The organism is Vibrio campbellii CAIM 519 = NBRC 15631 = ATCC 25920, assembly GCF_002163755.1.
Classification (GTDB): domain Bacteria; phylum Pseudomonadota; class Gammaproteobacteria; order Enterobacterales; family Vibrionaceae; genus Vibrio; species Vibrio campbellii.
This window is the reverse complement of record NZ_CP015863.1, coordinates 829,447-850,898: the sequence shown is the minus strand read 5'-3', so window position 1 is coordinate 850,898 and position 21,452 is coordinate 829,447. Positions and strand designations below refer to the sequence as shown.

At 46.3% G+C, this 21,452-nt stretch carries 19 protein-coding genes and 22 tRNA genes; 31 read left to right on the top strand and 10 right to left on the bottom strand.

Features of this window, described 5'->3' with window-relative positions:
- The first annotated feature begins 58 nt into the window (after positions 1–58).
- Both A8140_RS04160 and A8140_RS04155 read left to right on the top strand, forming a co-directional pair.
- Positions 59–931, top strand: coding sequence for a TraB/GumN family protein (locus A8140_RS04160; RefSeq protein WP_005534449.1), 873 nt, complete (start codon positions 59–61; stop codon positions 929–931).
- Positions 932–1,106: 175 nt separating this feature from the next.
- Positions 1,107–1,529 (top strand): hypothetical protein, encoded by a 423-nt coding sequence (locus A8140_RS04155; RefSeq protein ID WP_005534447.1) that lies wholly within the window; start codon positions 1,107–1,109, stop codon positions 1,527–1,529.
- A gap of 609 nt (positions 1,530–2,138) precedes the next feature.
- On the opposite strand, the gene A8140_RS04145 is transcribed toward A8140_RS04155, so the two are convergent.
- A tRNA-Pro gene (locus tag A8140_RS04145) sits at positions 2,139–2,215 on the bottom strand.
- Between the two features lie 260 nt (positions 2,216–2,475).
- Here A8140_RS04145 and A8140_RS04140 point away from each other — a divergent pair.
- From A8140_RS04140 to rluF, 3 genes are all read left to right on the top strand, one after another.
- The gene (locus A8140_RS04140) at positions 2,476–2,616 is read left to right on the top strand and encodes a DUF3149 domain-containing protein (RefSeq protein ID WP_005535730.1); all 141 of its coding nucleotides are present in this window, start codon (positions 2,476–2,478) and stop codon (positions 2,614–2,616) included.
- 133 nt (positions 2,617–2,749) lie between these two features.
- Entirely contained in the window at positions 2,750–3,331 is a 582-nt protein-coding gene (smrA, locus tag A8140_RS04135; protein WP_005535729.1) for a DNA endonuclease SmrA, read from the top strand.
- Between the two features lie 103 nt (positions 3,332–3,434).
- Complete coding sequence (rluF, locus tag A8140_RS04130; protein WP_005535728.1) at positions 3,435–4,589, top strand: 23S rRNA pseudouridine(2604) synthase RluF; 1,155 nt, start codon at positions 3,435–3,437, stop codon at positions 4,587–4,589.
- A 69-nt stretch (positions 4,590–4,658) separates the two neighbouring features.
- Here rluF and ybaK read toward each other — a convergent pair whose 3' ends face one another.
- The 8 genes from ybaK to hemA all read right to left on the bottom strand — a co-directional run bounded on the left by ybaK (position 4,659) and on the right by hemA (position 12,745).
- Complete coding sequence (gene ybaK / locus A8140_RS04125) at positions 4,659–5,132, bottom strand: Cys-tRNA(Pro) deacylase (protein WP_005535727.1); 474 nt, start codon at positions 5,130–5,132, stop codon at positions 4,659–4,661.
- Between the two features lie 91 nt (positions 5,133–5,223).
- A complete protein-coding gene (ushA, locus tag A8140_RS04120; protein ID WP_005535726.1) occupies positions 5,224–6,885 on the bottom strand; it encodes a bifunctional UDP-sugar hydrolase/5'-nucleotidase UshA in 1,662 nt (553 codons plus the stop codon).
- Positions 6,886–7,364: 479 nt separating this feature from the next.
- Positions 7,365–8,216, bottom strand: a complete 852-nt coding sequence (gene kdsA / locus A8140_RS04110) for a 3-deoxy-8-phosphooctulonate synthase (protein ID WP_005535724.1) — start codon at positions 8,214–8,216, stop codon at positions 7,365–7,367.
- Positions 8,217–8,269: 53 nt separating this feature from the next.
- Positions 8,270–9,079 carry a SirB1 family protein gene (locus A8140_RS04105; protein ID WP_005535723.1) on the bottom strand — a complete coding sequence of 270 codons (810 nt, stop codon included), beginning with the start codon at positions 9,077–9,079 and terminating at the stop codon, positions 8,270–8,272.
- 5 nt (positions 9,080–9,084) lie between these two features.
- Complete coding sequence (locus tag A8140_RS04100; protein WP_005535722.1) at positions 9,085–9,468, bottom strand: SirB2 family protein; 384 nt, start codon at positions 9,466–9,468, stop codon at positions 9,085–9,087.
- A 40-nt stretch (positions 9,469–9,508) separates the two neighbouring features.
- Positions 9,509–10,366 (bottom strand): peptide chain release factor N(5)-glutamine methyltransferase, encoded by an 858-nt coding sequence (gene prmC, locus A8140_RS04095; protein WP_005535721.1) that lies wholly within the window; start codon positions 10,364–10,366, stop codon positions 9,509–9,511.
- A gap of 4 nt (positions 10,367–10,370) precedes the next feature.
- The gene (gene prfA, locus A8140_RS04090) at positions 10,371–11,459 is read right to left on the bottom strand and encodes a peptide chain release factor 1 (RefSeq protein WP_005535720.1); all 1,089 of its coding nucleotides are present in this window, start codon (positions 11,457–11,459) and stop codon (positions 10,371–10,373) included.
- 29 nt (positions 11,460–11,488) lie between these two features.
- Positions 11,489–12,745 (bottom strand): glutamyl-tRNA reductase, encoded by a 1,257-nt coding sequence (gene hemA, locus A8140_RS04085; RefSeq protein WP_005535718.1) that lies wholly within the window; start codon positions 12,743–12,745, stop codon positions 11,489–11,491.
- Between the two features lie 134 nt (positions 12,746–12,879).
- Here hemA and lolB point away from each other — a divergent pair, with 134 nt between their 5' ends.
- The 26 genes from lolB to A8140_RS03950 all read left to right on the top strand — a co-directional run bounded on the left by lolB (position 12,880) and on the right by A8140_RS03950 (position 19,971).
- Positions 12,880–13,518 (top strand): lipoprotein insertase outer membrane protein LolB, encoded by a 639-nt coding sequence (gene lolB / locus A8140_RS04080; RefSeq protein ID WP_005535717.1) that lies wholly within the window; start codon positions 12,880–12,882, stop codon positions 13,516–13,518.
- The gene (gene ispE, locus A8140_RS04075; RefSeq protein WP_161623849.1) at positions 13,515–14,387 is read left to right on the top strand and encodes a 4-(cytidine 5'-diphospho)-2-C-methyl-D-erythritol kinase; all 873 of its coding nucleotides are present in this window, start codon (positions 13,515–13,517) and stop codon (positions 14,385–14,387) included. Before lolB ends, ispE begins: the two co-directional genes overlap by 4 nt.
- Positions 14,388–14,414: 27 nt before the next feature.
- Positions 14,415–15,359 (top strand): ribose-phosphate pyrophosphokinase, encoded by a 945-nt coding sequence (locus A8140_RS04070; protein WP_005449254.1) that lies wholly within the window; start codon positions 14,415–14,417, stop codon positions 15,357–15,359.
- 151 nt (positions 15,360–15,510) lie between these two features.
- Entirely contained in the window at positions 15,511–16,101 is a 591-nt protein-coding gene (gene pth / locus A8140_RS04065) for an aminoacyl-tRNA hydrolase (RefSeq protein WP_005438598.1), read from the top strand.
- 10 nt (positions 16,102–16,111) lie between these two features.
- The gene (gene ychF, locus A8140_RS04060; protein ID WP_005535711.1) at positions 16,112–17,203 is read left to right on the top strand and encodes a redox-regulated ATPase YchF; all 1,092 of its coding nucleotides are present in this window, start codon (positions 16,112–16,114) and stop codon (positions 17,201–17,203) included.
- Between the two features lie 285 nt (positions 17,204–17,488).
- Positions 17,489–17,565 (top strand) — tRNA-Met (locus A8140_RS04050).
- Positions 17,566–17,605: 40 nt separating this feature from the next.
- A tRNA-Leu gene (locus tag A8140_RS04045) sits at positions 17,606–17,690 on the top strand.
- Positions 17,691–17,721: 31 nt separating this feature from the next.
- Positions 17,722–17,796 (top strand) — tRNA-Gln (locus A8140_RS04040).
- A gap of 79 nt (positions 17,797–17,875) precedes the next feature.
- Positions 17,876–17,952 (top strand) — tRNA-Met (locus tag A8140_RS04035).
- Between the two features lie 72 nt (positions 17,953–18,024).
- Positions 18,025–18,109, top strand: a tRNA-Leu gene (locus tag A8140_RS04030).
- Between the two features lie 25 nt (positions 18,110–18,134).
- Positions 18,135–18,219, top strand: a tRNA-Leu gene (locus tag A8140_RS04025).
- A gap of 31 nt (positions 18,220–18,250) precedes the next feature.
- Positions 18,251–18,325 (top strand) — tRNA-Gln (locus A8140_RS04020).
- A 33-nt stretch (positions 18,326–18,358) separates the two neighbouring features.
- Positions 18,359–18,443 (top strand) — tRNA-Leu (locus A8140_RS04015).
- Positions 18,444–18,474: 31 nt separating this feature from the next.
- Positions 18,475–18,549 (top strand) — tRNA-Gln (locus A8140_RS04010).
- 53 nt (positions 18,550–18,602) lie between these two features.
- Positions 18,603–18,687: transfer RNA gene (locus A8140_RS04005), tRNA-Leu, on the top strand.
- A gap of 23 nt (positions 18,688–18,710) precedes the next feature.
- Positions 18,711–18,787: transfer RNA gene (locus A8140_RS04000), tRNA-Met, on the top strand.
- A 53-nt stretch (positions 18,788–18,840) separates the two neighbouring features.
- Positions 18,841–18,925, top strand: a tRNA-Leu gene (locus tag A8140_RS03995).
- Positions 18,926–18,965: 40 nt separating this feature from the next.
- Positions 18,966–19,040: transfer RNA gene (locus A8140_RS03990), tRNA-Gln, on the top strand.
- A gap of 33 nt (positions 19,041–19,073) precedes the next feature.
- Positions 19,074–19,158: transfer RNA gene (locus tag A8140_RS03985), tRNA-Leu, on the top strand.
- Positions 19,159–19,189: 31 nt separating this feature from the next.
- Positions 19,190–19,264, top strand: a tRNA-Gln gene (locus tag A8140_RS03980).
- A gap of 53 nt (positions 19,265–19,317) precedes the next feature.
- A tRNA-Leu gene (locus tag A8140_RS03975) sits at positions 19,318–19,402 on the top strand.
- A gap of 23 nt (positions 19,403–19,425) precedes the next feature.
- A tRNA-Met gene (locus A8140_RS03970) sits at positions 19,426–19,502 on the top strand.
- A gap of 18 nt (positions 19,503–19,520) precedes the next feature.
- Positions 19,521–19,605 (top strand) — tRNA-Leu (locus A8140_RS03965).
- 21 nt (positions 19,606–19,626) lie between these two features.
- Positions 19,627–19,711, top strand: a tRNA-Leu gene (locus A8140_RS03960).
- Positions 19,712–19,757: 46 nt separating this feature from the next.
- Positions 19,758–19,832, top strand: a tRNA-Gln gene (locus tag A8140_RS03955).
- A gap of 54 nt (positions 19,833–19,886) precedes the next feature.
- A tRNA-Leu gene (locus tag A8140_RS03950) sits at positions 19,887–19,971 on the top strand.
- A gap of 159 nt (positions 19,972–20,130) precedes the next feature.
- Here A8140_RS03950 and A8140_RS03945 read toward each other — a convergent pair.
- Positions 20,131–21,306, bottom strand: coding sequence for a 2-octaprenyl-3-methyl-6-methoxy-1,4-benzoquinol hydroxylase (locus tag A8140_RS03945; protein WP_005530724.1), 1,176 nt, complete (start codon positions 21,304–21,306; stop codon positions 20,131–20,133).
- Between the last annotated feature and the right edge of the window lie 146 nt (positions 21,307–21,452).

The window sequence follows — 21,452 nt, the reverse complement described above, 5'->3', positions numbered from 1 at the left end:
GACGATTTTGCCGAACCGTGTTATAGATAAGATGCATATTGAATTCGAGGAGCAAAATATGTTTCGACTCTTGTCCGTGATGTCATCTCTGATCGTCTTTTTTACTTCTTATTCAGTTCAAGCCGAGCCACAGCATTGGCTCGCAAAGAAAGGCGATATGGAATACATGATTATTGGCTCCGTCCATGTGGGTGACAAAACCATGTATCCATTGCCAAAAGCCGTCACTCAGTTTCTCAAAAATAGCGATGGCTTAATCATCGAAGCAGATGTTCGCAACACCGAAGGCGTGACCTACCCAAAAACAGCATTTCTGGCCAAAGATGTTTTAGATAGAACTCAGCGTAAACACCTTGCTGAGATAGCCAATGACTTAGGTCTACAAGAAGTACAGCTGCTCAATGCGCCGCCATGGTCAGCAGCTTTAACCATTCAGCTGATGCTAGTGAACAAGCTAGGTTATGCATCCGACCAAGGCGTCGACATGCACTTGATTAACCTAGCTGATAAACAGCAAGTGCCGGTACGGCCTTTGGAAAGTGTGCAGTTTCAGTTGGATTTAATCGCGGGACAAAAAGATGGCGGTAAAGAGTTTCTGCTCTCTTCTATTGAAGAATATGACGGTGGCGACAAACTAGTACAGTGCTTAATCGACAGCTGGAAGAGCGGTGACGGCAGAACATTAGAAGAAGCATCCATGAGTGAACAATCAAGTGATGAGTTTAATCAAGCTTTCTTGTACGACCGTAACCGAGATTGGGCTGAGAAATTAGATTCTGGCAGAATGCTACCGAAGAAGTCAGGCCAATACACAATTGTTGTCGGCAGCTTGCATTTAGTCGGCAAAGACAACCTCGTTGAGCTGCTCGAAGAACGTGGTTTTACTGTTGAGCCTCTCGGCAATACACACAAAGCCCACTGCGATATCTAATCATCACTACCACATACCCTGCCGACATCTGTGCCCTGACTATCGGGGCACTTACATCCTCTTACACCGCCCCCTCACCGTTAAGTCTACACTTACGCTTCGCTGACAAATCCAGCAATCTATCCGATACTATCGATTCATTCTGTAGACAATCTCAAATCTGATAAAAGCCTTTATGAAATTCAAAGCCACATTATTATGCCTAGCCAGTGCACTACTTTTACCTTCGTTAGCGAATGCTAAACCTTCTTGCACAATTGAAAGCTTCGAGCCTATCGATATTGCCCCAGAAACTAAAGGCGGCGTATTCGACAAAGAAAGCGGCCAGTTTTTAGTTACCCAAAAGCCAATGATGCGATGTGCGAACATCACTTTTACAACGGCTCACACTCGTAACCGTGTTGCTCATCTGTTGACCCAAAACTTTGAAGCCAGCTACTTTGATGGCAAAACTGGACAATCCCACTCAGTGACTTTTGACGAAGATGAATTAGAAGCAGGCTATATCCGTATCGGCCCAAACAATCCGCAAACCGCTTACGTGTGTTTCACGACATCCGAAACGCCGATTAAAGACATTAGTTGTGATGTGAAGTAACAGGATTCGGGATTCGGGATTCGGGATTCGGGATTCGGGATTCGGGATTCGGGATTCGGGATTCGGGATTCGGGATTCGGGATTCGACTTATTTTGTTTTTCTAGGAACAAGTTCCGTCAATACCCTTCTTAATCAAGATACCTTGTCTCTTTAATCTCAACGAGTACCCCTCAATTCCTAAAGCGAAGCGCTCCCAACTCTCGAAGTGTAGCGTTCCTAACTGAGAGATTCCCGACTGCGCTCCTTCGTCGCTTTCGGGAATGACGCCTTTGAATTCAGTGCTTTTTATTCGTCATCCTCAAGAGCGAGGGACGAGCGAGTTGGGGATCTCTTCCGTTTTCATTTACAAATGGACGAAAGCCGATTTGCTTCAAAGCGTTCCTCCTCTCGCATCTCGAAGGACGAAGTCCGTTCCCGAAGCGAAGCGTTCTCGATTCGGAAGCCTCAAATGCAAAAAAGCCGTAGCATTTCTGCTACGGCTTTCTCTAATACGGTCGATGAAGAGCCATATTCTAACTTCAGGCGAACCCCATTTGGTTCGCTACTATCAAACAAATTTGCAACCGCTGAAACGACGAAAGCCTGCTCATTGAGCAGGCTTTCTAAAGTGGTCGGTGAAGAGGGATTCGAACCCCCGACCCTCTGGTCCCAAACCAGATGCGCTACCAAGCTGCGCTATTCACCGAGATGTTTAACTGAGGACTTATGCCCGTCAACGGATGCGTATATTACGGATTCTTTAGAGAGACGCAAGCGCTTTTTACAAAAAAACGTAATGTCTTAATTCGTTTGATGATTTACTGAACACTAGCACGTGAAATGTGACTAAGAACCCACAATAAAATACAGATTATTAACCTCGGCAACATAATTGATCCAGATCAGTGTGCAAGAAAACGCCACCCATTAACGTTATCCATGTCGGAAATATCTTGGAGGAAATATATGGACTTTTGGCTTGATCTCCTATTTGGTAATGCGGTGGGACTATCGTCAATGATTGTAATCTTTGGAGCAATTAGTCTAATGCTGTTTTACGGCGGTTTCTTCGTGTACAAGGTTATGAACGACAAATCTCCTCACTAGATCTCGCTTAGCTCTAGAAACGCTTTGCACCGGAGTTGGTTACTTGCCCACTCCGGCTTTTTATTTGATCCCAATACACCACTCATTGATATAATCTTACTATTCCTACCCTGTTCTTTATGAGATTGCCGTTATGTCTCAAGACGACGATTTTGATCTGTTCCAACAGATGATGGGCGATGTAAAGCCTATCGACCAAGACACTGCCGAGCATAAAAAAGTGCACCAAGTGACGGATGCTCAACTGGCGAAACGCGAAGCTGCAATTTGGCTTACGGAAGATGATCCAGAATACTTATCAATTGACCATGCAGAAATGCTCAAACCCGATGACTTTATCGAGTTCAAACGCGATGGTGTACAAGATGGCGTATACCGCAAGCTGCGCCTTGGTAAGTACCCGATTCAAGCTCGACTTGATCTGCACCGTAAGACGCTAAAAGAAGCGCGCGACGAAGTCGTTAAATTCCTCAAGCAATGTATCGAGATGGACATCCGAACGGTCGTCATCGTGCATGGTCGTGGTGAACGTTCAAATCCACCAGCACTAATGAAGAGTTTTGTCGCGAGTTGGCTACAACAAATCCGAGAAGTGCAATGTGTTCACAGTGCACAACGATTCCACGGTGGCAGCGGTGCTGTGTACGTTCTATTAAGAAAGAGTGCTGAAAAGAAAATGGAGACGCGTGAACGTCATCAAAAACGTTTAGGCTAACCGGAATCTCGGTGCTAGAATGCCCGACCTTATCTCACCTTGCTGCTTTAATTAGCAGCAGGTACTTCTATTAACCGCCGTTGTGAAACGTTAGGAGGCTCACATGTCACAAGACAACGCAAAACGCTTAAACAAATACATCAGCGAAACGGGCTTTTGCTCACGTCGTGAAGCAGACCGTCTTATTGAGCAAGGCCGTGTCACTATTAATGGTCAACAACCAGAGATGGGCACAAAAGTACTGCCAGGCGATGATGTGTGCGTGGATGGCAAACCTGTTGCAGCGAAAGAAAAACCAATTTACATCGCGTTGAACAAACCAACCGGTATCACTTGTACTACTGAGCGTGATATTCCGGGCAACATCGTTGATTTCATCGGCCACAAAAAGCGCATCTTCCCTATCGGTCGTCTGGATAAACCTTCCGATGGTTTGATCTTCCTTACTAACGATGGCGACATCGTAAACAAGATTCTGCGTGCGGGTAACAACCACGAGAAAGAATACGTAGTGCGTGTTGATAAGCCAATCACCGGTGAATTCCTCAAGCAGATGTCGAGCGGCGTGAAGATCCTCGACACAGTAACTCTGCCTTGTAAAGTAGAGAAAGAAACCAAATTCTCTTTCCGTATCGTACTGACTCAAGGTTTGAACCGTCAGATCCGTCGTATGTGTGAAGCGCTAGGCTATGAAGTATTCAAGCTGCGTCGCGTACGTATTATGAACATCTCACTTGATGGCATTCCTAACGGTAAATGGCGTTACCTGAGTGACGACGAAGTGGCAGAGATCCTAGCAATGTGCGAAGGCTCTGTGGGCACAGAAGAAGCATCGAAAACAGATTCTAGAGGCCGCAACATTCGTAAAGCGACCGACGCGAAGCTGTACGATAGCCGTGAAGAGAACCAAGGTTCAACGGCGCGCCGCAACCAAAAAACACGCACGTTCCGTGGTAACAACGCGGATGAGTTCCGTCATGCCCCGAACTCGAAAAAAGGCCAACAGCGCCGTCAGCGTGATGATGAAGGCGGACGTCCAGCAAAAGAACATTACAAAGCGAAACCACAAGGTGAACGCAGCAGACCGCAAGGCGAGCATGGTAAATCGCATCGTAAACCAGATGCATCAAGCAATACGCACTCAGCAAACAAACCTCAATCACCGAGTAAGCCGAAGCAGCATTACATGAACCCAAATGCTGCGAAGCCAAGCAAACCAGCTAAACGCACTGGTGGTACATTGAGTCTGAAGAAGTAACGCTTCACTGACTAGCAAAATCAAAAAAGGACGCTCATGGGCGTCCTTTTTATTTGTCATGTATTTAGATTAGAGACAAAGAGGGGCAAACTGACCACGAGTTAAGCTCAATAAATCTTTCGGTGCTAACTCGATTTCTAAACCACGCTTACCTGCACTTACACAAATTGTGTCTTGCTCTGTTGCGCTTTCGTGCAAAAAAGTCGGCAGCGCTTTCTTCTGTCCCAGTGGGCTAATCCCACCAACAACATATCCTGTGGTCTTTTGCGCGATTTCGGGATCGGCCATATCGGCCTTTTTGCCCTTTGCTGCTTTCGCCGCCAGTTTTAGGTTCAGCTTTTGATCAACCGGGATAATCGCAACCGCAAGGTTCTTTGGTTCGCCGTTCAAACAGAACAACAAGGTTTTAAATACTGTCTTTGGATCTTGTCCCAATACCTCAGCCGCTTCTAATCCATAGCTGTCTGCTCTTGGATCGTGCTCGTATTGGTGAATGGTGTGTGTAACTTTTTTCTTTTTCGCAAGATTAATGGCCGGAGTCATCAAGATTCTCCTTATAAAACAAAAAACGCTGCACCTAGTGAGGGGCAGCGCTTTAAGTTAATGGTATCAGCGACTTTGAGTCAATCGCTTTTTACTTGTAAACGATGTCACCAGAAGGCGCGTACTCATTTACATCAATTGGACTGTGTGATTCCAAGAACTCTTTCAGTACCTCTGCATCCGTAAAGCCCGTGTTGACGTAACCCGGATGAGTATTCACTTTCGGGTAACCATCACCACCTGACGCGTTGTAGCTTGGTACGGTAAAGCGGTATTGACCATCTAGGCGAAGCTGTTTATCACCAATAAAGACATTGGATACTTTGCCGTTTTCTACCGTCATTGAGATACCAGCAAACTGAGCGTAAGCACCTGAATCAACGGGTTTTGTCGCCACCACGTTTAAGTAATCAAGAACTTCTTTACCCGACATATCGATGTAAGACACCATGTTGCCAAATGGCTGAACCGTCAGCACGTCTTTGTAGGTGATATCGCCTGCTTCAATCGAATCACGCACACCGCCCGAGTTCATCACAGCGAAGTCCGCTTTAGCACGCTCCATGTGGGCAGTTGCAATCAAACGACCAAGGTTGGTTTGTTGGAAACGAACAACGTTGCGGTCACCTTCCAGCTTGCCGTTAGATTCAGCAATTTTCACAGACAACTGGCCCTGACCTTTTTCTTGGTAAGGACGAAGGAAATCCAGCATTGCCGAGTCTTGTGCAATTTCATCTTGAACCAATACACGTTGAGACTCGCCGTTCACTTTGATTTTCTTTTTCAAGTTAACCGGAATAAGATCGTAGCTCACCATCGATAGTTCGCCGTTGCGGAACTCGTAATCAGCACGACCAACGAACTTACCCCACTCGTACGCTTGCACAATGTAAGTGCCGTTTTGCTCATCTGGCTTACATTCGTCACCCGGCTTAAAGTTCTTCTTAATGACGTTAGGGCCTTCCATACATACAGGCTCTTGTGAGTGGCCACCCACAATCATGTCCAAGTCACCCTCGTTTAGGTAGCGAGCCAAGGCCACATCACCAGGCGCATTCACACCACGGTTGCCGTTTTCGTAGTGACCCATGTGTGTCACTGCAAAGATAAGGTCTGGCTTTTCAGTTTGCTTTAGTTCAGCAATCAGCTTTTTCGCTTCTTCTTTCGGGTCGCGGAAATCAACCTCGCCGATGTACTCTGGATTACCCAGTTTTGCCGTGTCTTCTGTCGTGAGGCCAATCACAGCAATCTTAATGCCCTGCTTGTTGAACATGGCATAAGGTTGGAACAGACGCTCGCCGGTTTCTTTGTCGTAAATGTTGGCAGACAGCATTGGGAAGTTTGCCCACTCTTGCTGCTTGAATAGCACGTCAAGTGGGTTATCGAACTCATGGTTACCCAACGCCATCGCGTCGTAACCAATTTTGCTCATGCCTTTGAAATCTGGTTCCGCATCTTGCAGGTCAGACTCAGGCACACCTGTGTTGATATCACCACCTGATAGTAGAAGCACGCTACCGCCTTCGGCTTGAATCTCTGCACGCAGTTCATCAATCAGCGTCTTACGTGCCGCCATGCCGTACTCACCGTACTTGTTTTGCCAAAAACGACCATGGTGGTCGTTGGTGTGCAGTACGGTCAGTTTGTAAGTTGTATCTTCATTCCATTCATGTGCTGGTTGCGTTGCACATCCGGCAAGAGTTGCCAGAATCGCCGCGCTCAAAGCGGTTTTTACAATCAGGCGTTGCTTCATTGTTTTACCTTTTTATCGTCTGGGGTCCACTGCAGACGCTCTTAACCCTTTAAAGGATCCGTCCATATAATTAAGAGCGCTAAAACTTGACGTAGTTTAAAGGAAGAATTGCACGCTAACATATTGATTTCATAATTATGATGCATGGATCACTAATGACTATTTTAACAACTGCAACTCTGACGCTACGTTTCAACAGATTATAGACCCATTCACAGGCAATCGTTTTGCTGTGACATGTGCAGGCATTTCAATGCAATTGGTAAGCGAGAAGCGAGAAGCGAGAAGCGAAAAGCGAAAAGCGAAAAGCGAAAAGCGAAAAGCGAAAAGCGAAAAGCGAAAAGCGAAAAGCGAAAAGCGAAAAGCGAAAAGCGAAAAGCGAAAAGCGAAAAAAGGATAGTGAGACAGAGTCGATGTGTCTATACAAAAATGGCCAGCACATAGGCTGACCATTTCATTCAGACATTCACAATAACCGATTATTCGATATCGATGTCTGCAAAGCTCTTGATTAGATCGTCTAGCGATTTCATTTGCGCTAGGAACGGTTCTAGTTTGTCTAGAGGCAGTGCAGATGGGCCATCACAACGTGCTTGATCTGGGTTCGGGTGCGCTTCAATAAACAGACCTGCAATACCTGTTGCTAAGCCAGCTTTTGCAAGCTCAACAGTCTGCTCACGACGACCGCCAGATGCCGCGCCTGATGGGTCACGCATTTGTAGTGAGTGCGTTACGTCAAAGATGATTGGGCTGCCTTTCGATGCGTTTTTCATCACACCAAAGCCAAGCATGTCTACAACTAGGTTGTCGTAACCCATACACGAGCCGCGCTCACAAAGGATGATGTTTTCGTTACCACACTCTGCAAACTTCTCAACGATGTTACCTACTTGGCCAGGGCTCATGAACTGAGGTTTCTTCACGTTGATAACCGCACCTGTTTTCGCCATCGCTTCTACAAGGTCAGTTTGACGAGCTAGGAATGCAGGAAGCTGGATAACGTCAACGACGTCAGCGACTGGTTGAGCTTGTGCTTCAGTGTGAACGTCAGTGATGATCTTCACACCGAATGTATCCTTCAGCTCTTGGAAGATTTTCATGCCTTCTTCCAGGCCAGGGCCACGGTATGAGTGAACAGAACTGCGGTTTGCTTTGTCGAACGACGCCTTGAATACGTAAGGGATGCCAAGCTTGTCCGTCACTTTTACGTAGTGCTCACAGATCTGCATAGCAAGATCACGAGACTCAAGAACGTTCATACCTGCAAATAGGGTGAATGGCTTGTCGTTAGCAACCTGAATGTCGCCAATATTAACGATTTTCTGTTCCATTTTGATTCTCTTTTGTCTGTCTTCGGCACGCCGGTTTCAGCATGCCGATAAAATTAGTGAAGCGTAACGTGCTTTTCGCTCATGGCGTTAACTTGTGATTTTAGTAGTTCTGATGCCGGATCGTCTGGGCATTGGTCAATAAAGTACTGAAAATCTGAAACCGCCACCTGATGACACTCTAACTGCTGGAAGATGAAACCACGGTCACGAATCTCGTATGGGTCATCCGGTACGAAAGTCAGTGCGAGATTGGTGCATCGCAGTGCCAGTGTGTAACGCTCTTCACGTAGCATCGCGCTTTTAATTAACGCGAGCCAACGACCAATCACTGTCGGGTTGTCCGCTTCTTCAAAGTGTTCAGGCTTCAATGTTGCCAATGGGCCTTCTTGACCAATCAACCAAGCTTGAAGGATTTTCTCACCAACATACTCACCGTTAAACGGGTTAATGTAGTCTGGTGTTTTGTGCATCCAATCCACTTTGATCAAAAACTGAGTCGGGAATGTCACCCCTTTCATCGGGAAGCCAAGACGGTTGCCCAAGTAAAGCAAGATGGCACCAAGGCTTACCGGAATGCCTTTTTTACGCTCCAACACCTTGTCGATAAAGCTGTTGTCAGAGATAAAGTATTCTTGTTCATCGCCTTTAAAGCCCCATTCGTAAAAGAATAGGCGCAAGAAAGAGTCAAAACGCTGCTCTTCGTCCGTCTCATGAACCAGAATCGCTTCGGCCTCTTCGTAGAGACGTTCTAGTTCAAGTTTTGCCCAATGCACATTAGTGTCTGGGTTGATGGAATGGTTCAGTTCTAACGCGCCTTCCACCAACGCCATGTTGTCAAAATCTTCGTCAAAAAACTCAAGCATTGAGATTACCCAAATAGGTTTGGATTTTTAGATACGGCAATATTAGCGGCCATGACTAACCAGCCTAGAGCGCCAAAGAAGGCAAAAATTCTCAGCAGCTTGTTTTTCGCCATTTTCAAAGCGAAGAAACCAAGAGCGATGTACGCAAGCACACATGTAATCTTGTTGGTTAGCCAAGGCGCAGCATCCGTAAACGGAATGAAACCAGTCACCATGATTAGGCCGATACCTGACAGCAATAGCGCCGTATCAACAATGTGTGGGAAAACTTTCAAGAAGCGTTTGTTGCGTTTTGGAGAGTCCATCATCAACAACGCGAATCGGATCGATAGTAGCGTCGCGCTCAATGCGATCGTTACTAAGTGAATGTGTTTTAGAGCTACGTACATTTTCTTTCTCTTTTATAAGTTACTGCTGACTTGCTCGTTATTATTGAGGCTTGTAACAACCGAGCGTCACTCGGTCATTACCACCATAGTCTTTTTCCGTGACGACTTGCTCATAACCAAAGTTCGTCATGATCTCACGAACGGCGTCGCCTTGATCATAACCATGTTCAAATGCGAGCCACCCCCCCTCTTCCAGATATTGACGTGCAAGATCAGAGATATGGCGAATATCTGCCAAACCATTTTCATCAGCGACCAGCGCAGATTTTGGCTCAAATCGCACATCACCTTGAGAGAGATGCGGATCTTGTTCGTCGATATACGGTGGGTTGGAGACAATTAAAGCAAACTTTGTTCCGCTGACAATAGGTTCGAACCAGCTACCTTGATCAAACGTCACATTTTTGATGTTTAACTGCGACGCGTTGTACTCAGCAAGCTCTTTTGCTTCTTGCTTTAAGTCAACGCCCATCACTTGGCGTTTCGGCATCTCAGACGCGAGCGCTAACGCAATCGCCCCTGTGCCAGTACCCAAGTCAAGAATTGGTCCAGTCTGCTCGTAAGTTTTATCCAATGCGACTTCAACCAAACGTTCAGTGTCTGGTCTTGGGATCAGCGTGGATGGAGAGACTGTCAGTGGCAGCGACCAAAACTCGCGCTCTCCGATGATGTAAGCTACAGGCTCACCAGCAATACGTCGCGCTAAAAGGTCATCGAACTGAGCTTGTTGCTCTTCTTCTAATGCTTTTTCTGGCCAGGTCAGTAGGTAGGTTCGTGGTTTGCCAAGGACATGGCAAAGAAGGACAGCTGCATCGAGAGAAGGCGACTCTTTGCCGCCTTCTGTCAGAATTGCCGTCGCACTTTTCAGTGCTTGCTCAATAGATTGAACTTGGCTCATTCGATTAGCCGTTCTCAGCTAGCGCCGCTAGTTGGTCTGCTTGGTGCTCTTGAACAACTGGGTCGATCAAGCTTTGTAGGTCACCTTCCATCACTTCATTCAAACGGTAGATGGTTAGGTTGATACGGTGGTCAGAAACACGACCTTGTGGGTAGTTGTAAGTACGGATACGGTCACTACGGTCACCAGAACCTAGTAGGTTACGGCGTGTGTCAGACACTTCTGCCGCACGGCGCTCTTCTTCCGCTTGAACGATACGCGCAGCAAGTACTGCCATCGCTTTCGCTTTGTTCTTATGCTGTGAACGCTCGTCCTGACACTCTACTACTGTACCAGTTGGTAAGTGGGTAATACGTATTGCCGAGTCAGTGGTGTTAACGTGCTGACCACCCGCGCCAGATGCACGGAATGTATCGATTTTCAGGTCTGCTGCTTTGATTTCTGGCAGATCCGCTTCTGGGATTTCCGCCATAACCGCTACGGTACACGCAGAAGTATGAACACGACCTTGAGATTCTGTAGCTGGTACACGTTGTACACGGTGACCGCCTGACTCAAACTTCAGCACGCCGTATGCACCGTCGCCGCTCACTTTCGCGATCATCTCTTTGTAGCCGCCGTGTTCTGCTTCGCTTGAAGACATGACTTCGATACGCCAGCCACGCTTTTCTGCGTATTTGCTGTACATACGGAACAGGTCACCAGCGAAGATACCTGCTTCATCACCACCCGCACCTGCACGGATTTCTAGGAAACAGTTACGATCATCGTTTGGATCTTTCGGAAGAAGAAGAATTTGTAGCTCATCAGTCAGACGCTCGATCGCTTCTTTTGCTTCTTTGATTTCTTCCTGCGCCATTTCACGCATTTCTTCGTCGTCTTCGTTCGCCATATCTTCAGCAGCCGCAAGATCGTCTTGCGCTTGTTGATACGCTTGGAAGCACTTAGTAACTTCTTCTAGCTGAGAGTACTCTTTTGATAGAGCGCGGAATTTATCCTGATTTCCAATTACATCAGGATCACCAAGAAGATGTTGAACTTCTTCGTAACGTTCTACTAGCGTTTCTAGCTTAGTCAGAATAGAGGCTTTCATAGTATCGTTTTCTTAATAAAAAGCGTGAGTTACAGATCATCCAAACCAAGGGTCTGGCGGATAACCGTTAATTTTGCTGGTTCGCCCTGCTCTGCCGCACTTTGCAGCGCACGAGTTGGGGCGTGAATCAGTTTGTTGGTGAGTTTATTACTAAGCTCGCGCAGCACTTTTTCTGGGTCTGCACCAGTTGCCAATGATTGTAGGCTCTTACTTAGTAAGTCTTCACGAATTTCGTTAGCCGATTTGCGATAATCACGAATACTGTCCACGGCTTGGAGTGAACGCAGCCACGTCATAAATGCCGCACTTTCTTCGCTGACGATCGCTTCTGCTTGAATCGCTTCTACTTTACGTTGTTCGATGTTGCTATCGATGATCGACTGTAAGTCATCCACCGAGTACAAGTAAGCGTCACTCAATTCACCCACCTGCGCTTCCACATCACGTGGGACCGCAATATCCACCAAAAGCATTGGCTGATGACGACGTTTCTTCAACGCTGTCTCTACCATGCCCTTACCAATAATAGGTAATGGACTCGCCGTTGAGCTGATGACGATGTCTGCCTTTGGTAAATGGTCAGGAATTTCATTCAAGCTGATCACTTCTGCGCCAAATTGCTCACCCAAACCAAGAGCACGCTCTCGCGTTCGGTTAGCAACAATCATTTTAGTACAGCCGTTAGACGCTAAGTGCTTCGCCACCAGTTCGATGGTTTCACCCGCACCAACCAACAATACCGTTGAGTCAGACAGTGATTCAAAGATGTGTTTCGCCAATGTACAGGCAGCATAAGCCACCGACACCGCGTTACCACCAATATCAGTTTCTGTTCGAACACGTTTTGCGACTGAAAAAGTCTTTTGGAACAACTTATCAATCGACGTATCCACCGCCTGATGATCTCGGGAATCAGAAAACGCTTGTTTTACCTGACCCAAAATCTGAGGCTCACCAAGTACCAGTGAATCAAGGCCACAAGAAACACGCATCAAGTGCTTAATCGCCGCTTGCTCTTCATGGATATAAAGGCTCGGCATCAAGTCTTCTTGATTAACTTGATGGAACTGGGCTAACCAGTCGATAAGTTTATTTCGCGCTCCTTGCTTCACGTCGCAGTACACCTCGGTACGGTTACAGGTAGAAACAATCACACTGCCATTGACAGCTTCGTGCTCTCTGAGTTGCTCAAGTGCTGGGCCCAATTTATCGGGTCCGAACGCCACTTTCTCTCGCAAGTCAACAGACGCTGTATTGTGATTGATTCCAATAGCAAGCAAGGACATCTAACGTGGTATCTCTGAGATCGGTTATAAAATAGGTTCAGAATTTTACTGTAAGCACGCATTTATTGAAAGGGTAAGCCGGATTTGTTTTCCTTCGCTCGGCTTTTCAATGCTATAGTTGTGAGCAATTACCGATGAAACTGATTAATAAGCCATCAAACATGACCTTACGCTCCTTTCTCATCTTGCTCTTATCGAGCATAGTACTCGCGGGTTGTAGTTCTGTTCCTGAAAGTGTCACCAACGTAGAGTGGCAAGCGCATGAACAGCGACTGGAAACCATTGATAACTTTCAAGCTACAGGCAAACTTGGCTATATTGGCCCCGATCAAAGACAAAGCCTGAATTTTTTCGTGAAGCACTCTTCCGCTCAAACTCAATATCGTTTTACGGGTCCATTGGGTCTAACTGCATTAAAGCTCACCATTACCCCACAAGGTGCGACGGTCGAAACTATCGACGACCAAGTCCTCTCCGCACGTGATGCTAACCAACTGATTTACCGATTAACCGGCTTAATGATTCCAGTTGACAATTTACCTGATTGGCTACTTGGCTTACCTACAGATGCCGACTCTTTCCAACTATCACCGACCCATACCCTCCAAGCACTGGATAAACAGATTGACTTGAATGATTGGAACATCGCTTATCAGCGTTACGGTGACATTGAATGGCATGAGCAGACCTTGCCGCTGCCGAACAAGTTAAGAGTGAGCACATCTGACGTAAAAATTAATTTTGTGATCACAAAATGGAACATCACCCAATGATCGATCTTTCAACCTGCTGGCCATCACCAGCGAAATTGAATCTCTTTCTTTATATTAATGGCCGAACAGAAAACGGCTATCACGAGTTACAGACCTTATTCCAATTCGTCGATCACGGCGATGAGCTAACCATTCAAGCAAACGATTCTGGTGAGATCACGATTTCGCCAGAGATCGAAGGTGTTCCTCTAAAAGACAACTTGATCTGGAAAGCAGCAACTGCACTTCAACGTTTCGCGAACTGCTCATACGGTGCACATATCGATCTACATAAGATCCTACCGATGGGCGGCGGAATTGGCGGCGGTTCTTCCAATGCAGCAACGGCGTTGGTTGCGCTTAATTACCTATGGCAAACCAATCTGAGTGATGACGAGTTAGCCAAAATTGGCCTTGCACTTGGTGCGGATGTGCCAGTATTTGTGCGTGGTTTTTCCGCATTTGCTGAAGGTGTTGGCGAGAAACTTTCTCCCGCTCATCCAGATGAGAAATGGTATTTAGTGGTACGCCCGAACGTTTCCATTGCAACTTCCGACATATTCAGACATCCAGATTTGACCCGAAATACGCCAAAACGCGATTTAGAAACGCTTTTAAACAAGCCAAGCGTAAACGATTGCGAAAAAATTGTACGAATGCTCTACCCAGAGGTTGATAAGCAACTTTCATGGCTGCTACAATACGCGCCGTCAAGATTGACGGGGACAGGATCTTGCGTTTTTGCTGAATTTTCGAGCAAATCCGAAGCAGAAACTATCCTTGCACAACTCTCTGATAAAGTCTCGGCATTTGTCGCTCAAGGGCGAAATATTTCGCCACTAAAAGAGACTTTGGCTGAATACCAATCAGCCTCACACCGACCTATTTAAACTGGACGCAAACCCGAGGTTTCCACCGTGCCTGATATGAAGCTATTTGCTGGTAACGCAACACCTGAACTAGCCCAACGTATTGCTGATCGTCTTTACATCTCTCTTGGTGATGCATCTGTTTCTCGCTTTTCTGATGGCGAAGTTGCAGTTCAAATCAACGAGAACGTTCGTGGTAGTGATGTTTTCATCATTCAATCCACTTGTGCACCGACTAACGACAACCTAATGGAATTGGTTGTTATGATTGATGCAATGCGCCGTGCTTCAGCAGGTCGTATCACTGCAGTAATTCCTTACTTCGGCTACGCTCGCCAAGACCGTCGTGTACGTTCTGCGCGTGTGCCAATCACTGCAAAAGTTGTTGCTGATTTCCTATCTAACGTTGGCGTAGACCGCGTTCTAACTATCGACCTACACGCAGAGCAAATCCAAGGCTTCTTCGATGTACCAGTTGATAACATCTTCGGTACGCCAGTACTTCTAGAAGACATGCAATCTCGTGGTCTAGAAAACCCTGTAGTGGTTTCTCCTGACCTAGGTGGCGTTGTTCGCGCTCGTGCAACTGCAAAAGCACTAGGCGATATCGACATTGCTATCGTTGATAAGCGTCGTCCACGTGCAAACGTTTCTGAAGTAATGAACCTAATCGGTGACGTTGAAGGTCGTGACTGTGTGATCGTTGATGACATGATCGACACTGGTGGCACACTATGTAAAGCAGCTGAAGCGCTAAAAGAGCGCGGTGCTAAGCGTGTATTCGCTTACGCAACTCACGCTGTATTCTCTGGTAACGCTGCGGACAACATTAAGAACTCTGTTCTTGACCAAGTTATCGTAACTGACTCTATCTCTCTATCTAAAGAGATGGCTGCAACTGGCAAAGTAACTACACTAAGCCTTTCTCGCATGCTAGCTGAAGCGATTCGTCGTATCAGCAACGAAGAGTCAATCTCTGCAATGTTCAACTAATCCGAACATTTCAGTTAGACTGATTTCAAAAGCACCCCTCTATGGGGTGTTTTTTTATTTGTATCGATAGGCAGAAAATCCCTTGGTCGCCCACTGCGAGAATTCTGTGCTATCATACTGCGCTTTTTGAGATTCCAGAGAGATCCTAACCTTGACTCAACCAATCAAACTTCTTGTTGGTCTTGCTAATCCGGGACCAGAATACGCCAAAACTCGCCACAATGCGGGCGCTTGGGTTGTAGAAGAACTAGCACGCGTTCACAACGTTACCCTGAAGAATGAACCAAAGTTCTTTGGCCTAACAGGACGCATTATGGTCAATGGCCAGGATCTCCGTTTGCTAATCCCAACTACCTTCATGAACCTATCTGGCAAAGCGATCGCAGCACTTGCGAAGTTTTACCAAATTAAGCCAGAAGAGATCATGGTTGCTCACGACGAGCTAGACTTACCGCCAGGTGTCGCTAAGTTTAAGAAAGGTGGCGGTCACGGTGGCCACAATGGTCTGCGTGACACCATTAGCAAACTGGGCAATAACAAAGATTTTTATCGTCTTCGTATCGGCATTGGCCATCCGGGACACAAAGATAAAGTGGCGGGTTTTGTACTAGGCAAAGCTCCAGCGAAAGAGCAAGAGCTACTAGACGCCGCAGCTGACGAATCAGTGCGCTGTCTAGACATCCTAATTAAGGATGGCCTATCAAAAGCACAAAATCGCCTCCACACGTTCAAAGCTGAATAAGGTTACTATCATGGGTTTTAAATGTGGCATCGTTGGTCTACCTAACGTCGGTAAATCAACTCTGTTTAACGCACTAACTAAAGCGGGTATTGAAGCAGCAAACTTCCCGTTCTGTACCATTGAACCAAACACTGGTGTGGTTCCTGTGCCAGATCTACGTCTAGATGCTCTAGCAAAGATCGTTAACCCACAGAAAGTTCTGCCTACCACAATGGAATTCGTAGACATCGCTGGTCTAGTTGCTGGTGCATCTCGTGGTGAAGGTCTAGGTAACAAATTCCTAGCGAACATCCGTGAAACTGACGCAATCGGCCACGTCGTACGTTGTTTCGAAAACGACAACATCGTTCACGTTGCAGGTAAGGTATCTCCAATCGAAGATATTGAAGTTATCAACCTTGAGCTAGCGATGGCTGACCTTGATTCTTGTGAACGCGCTATCCAGCGTAACGCTAAGAAAGCAAAAGGCGGTGACAAAGACGCGAAATTCGAACTAACCGTTCTAGAAAAACTGCTTCCTGTACTAACAGAAGGTGGCATGGCGCGTACTGTTGATCTTGCAAAAGAAGAGCTAGCAGCAATTGGCTACCTAAACTTCCTAACGCTAAAACCAACAATGTACATCGCTAACGTGAACGAAGATGGTTTTGAAGACAACGAATACCTAGACGCAGTACGTGAGTTTGCAGCGAAAGAAAACAACGTTGTTGTTCCTGTATGTGCAGCTATTGAATCAGAAATGGCTGAACTAGAAGATGACGAGCGTGAAGAGTTCCTAGCTGACCTTGGTATCGAAGAACCAGGTCTAAACCGCGTTATCCGCGCAGGTTACGAACTATTGAACCTACAAACTTACTTCACAGCTGGCGTGAAAGAAGTTCGTGCATGGACTATCCCTGTTGGCGCAACGGCACCAAAAGCGGCAGCGAAGATCCACACAGACTTCGAAAAAGGCTTCATCCGTGCTGAAGTTGTTGGTTACGACGATTTCATCCAATTCAACGGTGAAAGCGGCGCGAAAGACGCAGGTAAATGGCGTCTAGAAGGTAAAGAATACATCGTTAAAGATGGTGATGTTGTACACTTCCGCTTCAACGTATAATTAAGTGAATGAATTCTAAACACTTCATTTACATAAAAAGCCAGCCATAGTGCTGGCTTTTTTTATACCTTTCAGAAAAGACAAGAAATTAAGTCCCTTACTGCAAGCCATTTTATTTCCAGTTTTAGATCATAAACGCGCCTCTTTGTTTAAAAAGGAAGCGAACGATGGATTTTACAGGATTTATTGAAAAAAACTGTTGACGGATCTCACTCAACTTCGCATAATGCGCGCCGTTCCCGACGACAAGGCAACTTAGCGAAGAGAACAAGAAAACATGGTTTTGGCTACGTAGCTCAGCTGGTTAGAGCACATCACTCATAATGATGGGGTCACAGGTTCGAATCCCGTCGTAGCCACCATTCCTAAAGGTTCTTTTTTTAAGAGCAATTAGGAATAGATGCGGAAGTGGCGGAATTGGTAGACGCACCAGATTTAGGTTCTGGCGCCGCAAGGTGTGAGAGTTCAAGTCTCTCCTTCCGCACCATATTTTGAGTAGTTTTACGACTACTGCCTGCAGGTCTATCGCCAAGCGGTAAGGCAGCGGCTTTTGATGCCGCCATTCCCTGGTTCGAATCCAGGTAGACCTGCCATTATTTAAAGTGAGATTCCTTTGATAAAAAGGGTTGTCACTTAGAGCGTGAAGGTTTATATTGTCTCGCTCAAAAAGATGGCTACGTAGCTCAGCTGGTTAGAGCACATCACTCATAATGATGGGGTCACAGGTTCGAATCCCGTCGTAGCCACCATTCTTTCTTTTGAAAGACAAAATTTAGTTATTAGTTTTTACCAATTAACTGATAGCTTATAGAGTTCAAGATGCGGAAGTGGCGGAATTGGTAGACGCACCAGATTTAGGTTCTGGCGCCGCAAGGTGTGAGAGTTCAAGTCTCTCCTTCCGCACCATATTGAAATGCTCTAAACAATATATGCGGAAATGGCGGAATTGGTAGACGCACCAGATTTAGGTTCTGGCGCCGCAAGGTGTGAGAGTTCAAGTCTCTCTTTCCGCACCATATATTGAATAGTCTTTTGACTATTGCCTGCAGGTCTATCGCCAAGCGGTAAGGCAGCGGCTTTTGATGCCGCCATTCCCTGGTTCGAATCCAGGTAGACCTGCCACTATTTTGATTATTGAGTTTACTCAGTAATTATGCGGAAGTGGCGGAATTGGTAGACGCACCAGATTTAGGTTCTGGCGCCGCAAGGTGTGAGAGTTCAAGTCTCTCCTTCCGCACCATTATTTGATATGTCTTAGGACTATCGCCCGTAGGTCTATCGCCAAGTGGTAAGGCAGCGGCTTTTGATGCCGCCATTCCCTGGTTCGAATCCAGGTAGACCTGCCATATTCAATGTTACTGATGTTTTACCAATTACATCAATAACTACAGATCAAGTTGCGGAAGTGGCGGAATTGGTAGACGCACCAGATTTAGGTTCTGGCGCCGCAAGGTGTGAGAGTTCAAGTCTCTCCTTCCGCACCATCTTGATTTAAAGAATATAGAATGGCTACGTAGCTCAGCTGGTTAGAGCACATCACTCATAATGATGGGGTCACAGGTTCGAATCCCGTCGTAGCCACCATTTATTTCGTTATTTAGGTTTTTACCAATTACCTTTATGACGACAGAAAAGTTGCGGAAGTGGCGGAATTGGTAGACGCACCAGATTTAGGTTCTGGCGCCGCAAGGTGTGAGAGTTCAAGTCTCTCCTTCCGCACCATACTTTTCTAACTTGATTAGTCTTTATGACTGTCGCCTGCAGGTCTATCGCCAAGCGGTAAGGCAGCGGCTTTTGATGCCGCCATTCCCTGGTTCGAATCCAGGTAGACCTGCCACTATTTTGATTATTGAGTTTACTCAGTAATTATGCGGAAGTGGCGGAATTGGTAGACGCACCAGATTTAGGTTCTGGCGCCGCAAGGTGTGAGAGTTCAAGTCTCTCCTTCCGCACCATTATTTGATACGTCTTAGGACTATCGCCCGTAGGTCTATCGCCAAGTGGTAAGGCAGCGGCTTTTGATGCCGCCATTCCCTGGTTCGAATCCAGGTAGACCTGCCATATTCAATGTTACTGATGTTTTACCAATTACATCAATGACTACAGATCAAGTTGCGGAAGTGGCGGAATTGGTAGACGCACCAGATTTAGGTTCTGGCGCCGCAAGGTGTGAGAGTTCAAGTCTCTCCTTCCGCACCATACTTGATTAAAGAATATAGAATGGCTACGTAGCTCAGCTGGTTAGAGCACATCACTCATAATGATGGGGTCACAGGTTCGAATCCCGTCGTAGCCACCATTAATATAGATTTTAGATGCGGAAGTGGCGGAATTGGTAGACGCACCAGATTTAGGTTCTGGCGCCGAAAGGTGTGAGAGTTCAAGTCTCTCCTTCCGCACCATCTAAAAATAATCTATACTTTGCGGAAATGGCGGAATTGGTAGACGCACCAGATTTAGGTTCTGGCGCCGCAAGGTGTGAGAGTTCAAGTCTCTCTTTCCGCACCATACTTTCCTTTACAGGAAAGCACTTAGTTGAAAGGCTAAGATTAGTAGGGCTATCGCCAAGCGGTAAGGCAGCGGCTTTTGATGCCGCCATTCCCTGGTTCGAATCCAGGTAGCCCTGCCATCACACAACGTTGTTGAGGTTTTACCAATTACCTTGATAACTACAGAATAAGTTGCGGAAGTGGCGGAATTGGTAGACGCACCAGATTTAGGTTCTGGCGCCGCAAGGTGTGAGAGTTCAAGTCTCTCCTTCCGCACCATTCTTGAAAAACCCAGCATTAATTTGCTGGGTTTTTTCTTTTTTCTGATTCTGGACTCGGTAGATCTCTGATTTATCGAATTAAAAAAGCGAGCTCATGGCTCGCTTTTTTTCTATCTATTGCTTTTTATCGACTGCTTTCTATGTGCTCTGAAGTCTTTTACATACCTAGCGCATACTTCAATACTTGCGCTTTGATCGGCCCTGAGTTTTCTGCCAGCTTCAATGCTGCATTACGAGCGAACTTCAACGGACCTAAATCATTACTGAAGCCTTTGTAGAACACATCCATGCCCGTTTGCATTAACAAGTTATCTGGTCGACGAGCGCGCTCATATTTGGCAAGCAATGCATCGTTAAGTTGTTCTTGCTGCTCGGTAACCGCAAGCAGAACAGCAACATCTTTAAAGCCGAGATTCACGCCTTGCCCAGCAAGTGGGTTGATTGTATGAGCAGAATCCCCCACTAACACGCAATTCTTGTTTGAATAGCTTTGGGCATGGCGGCGAGTGAGTGGGAATGAGCCAAATTGTAGAACTTCAATATCACCCAACTCGGCAGGGAAATGACGTAGGATCTCTTCTCTTAACTGAGGTTTATTCATCGCGCATAATTGTTTAATGCGTTTTGGCGAGTCATACCAAACCAACGAACCCTGCCCAACTTCTTGACCGTCTTCAATTAATGAGCATAACGGCAAGAATGAGCGTGGACCTGACGGAGTAAATTGTTGCCAAGTGATGTCTTGTTGCGGCAGCTCAGTTTTCACGTTGATCAGCATGCAGTGTTGACGGTAATCCCATGCGGTTACGCCAATACCCGCCAATTGACGAACTTTTGAGTTCGCGCCATCGGCACCAATCACCCAATTAGCTTCAAACTGCTCGCCGCTTTCTAGCGTTACACGGTTTACCTCGGCAAATTCGATGTCTTTCAATCGCTCTGGGCACATCACCGTTAAGTTGTCGTGTTGTGCGAAAGCTTGCCAAAGACCAAGTTGGATTAGTCGATTTTCAACGATATAGCCTAACTGCTCCAACGAAAGCTCATCAGAGTGAAAACGTGTACGGCACTCAGGATGTTCCCACGTTTCCAAACGGCGATAAGGGCACACTCGCATGCTTTCAATCGCAGACCATGCACCTAATGAATCAAGTAACTTCACCGACTGATGAGAAATCGCGGAAACGCGAACATCCAACGCTTGAGAAGCCTCAAACGCCTTTGGCTCTGCGCCTTCGACCACTACAACACTTCTGCCTTGCTTGGCAAACCCAACAGCCACTGCTGCTCCGACCATGCCGCCACCGATTACGGCGATGTCATACTTGTTCATTTTTTGCTCTTCATCGTATTGATTAATTGGCGTTTTTTAATTGTACGTTCCATGGCTATTTTTACAAAATTGTTTAACAAAAAACCTTGCTGTATATAGGGCAAAAAACTAGATTTCATCAGGGTTTGCAGAGAATTCGTCAGATC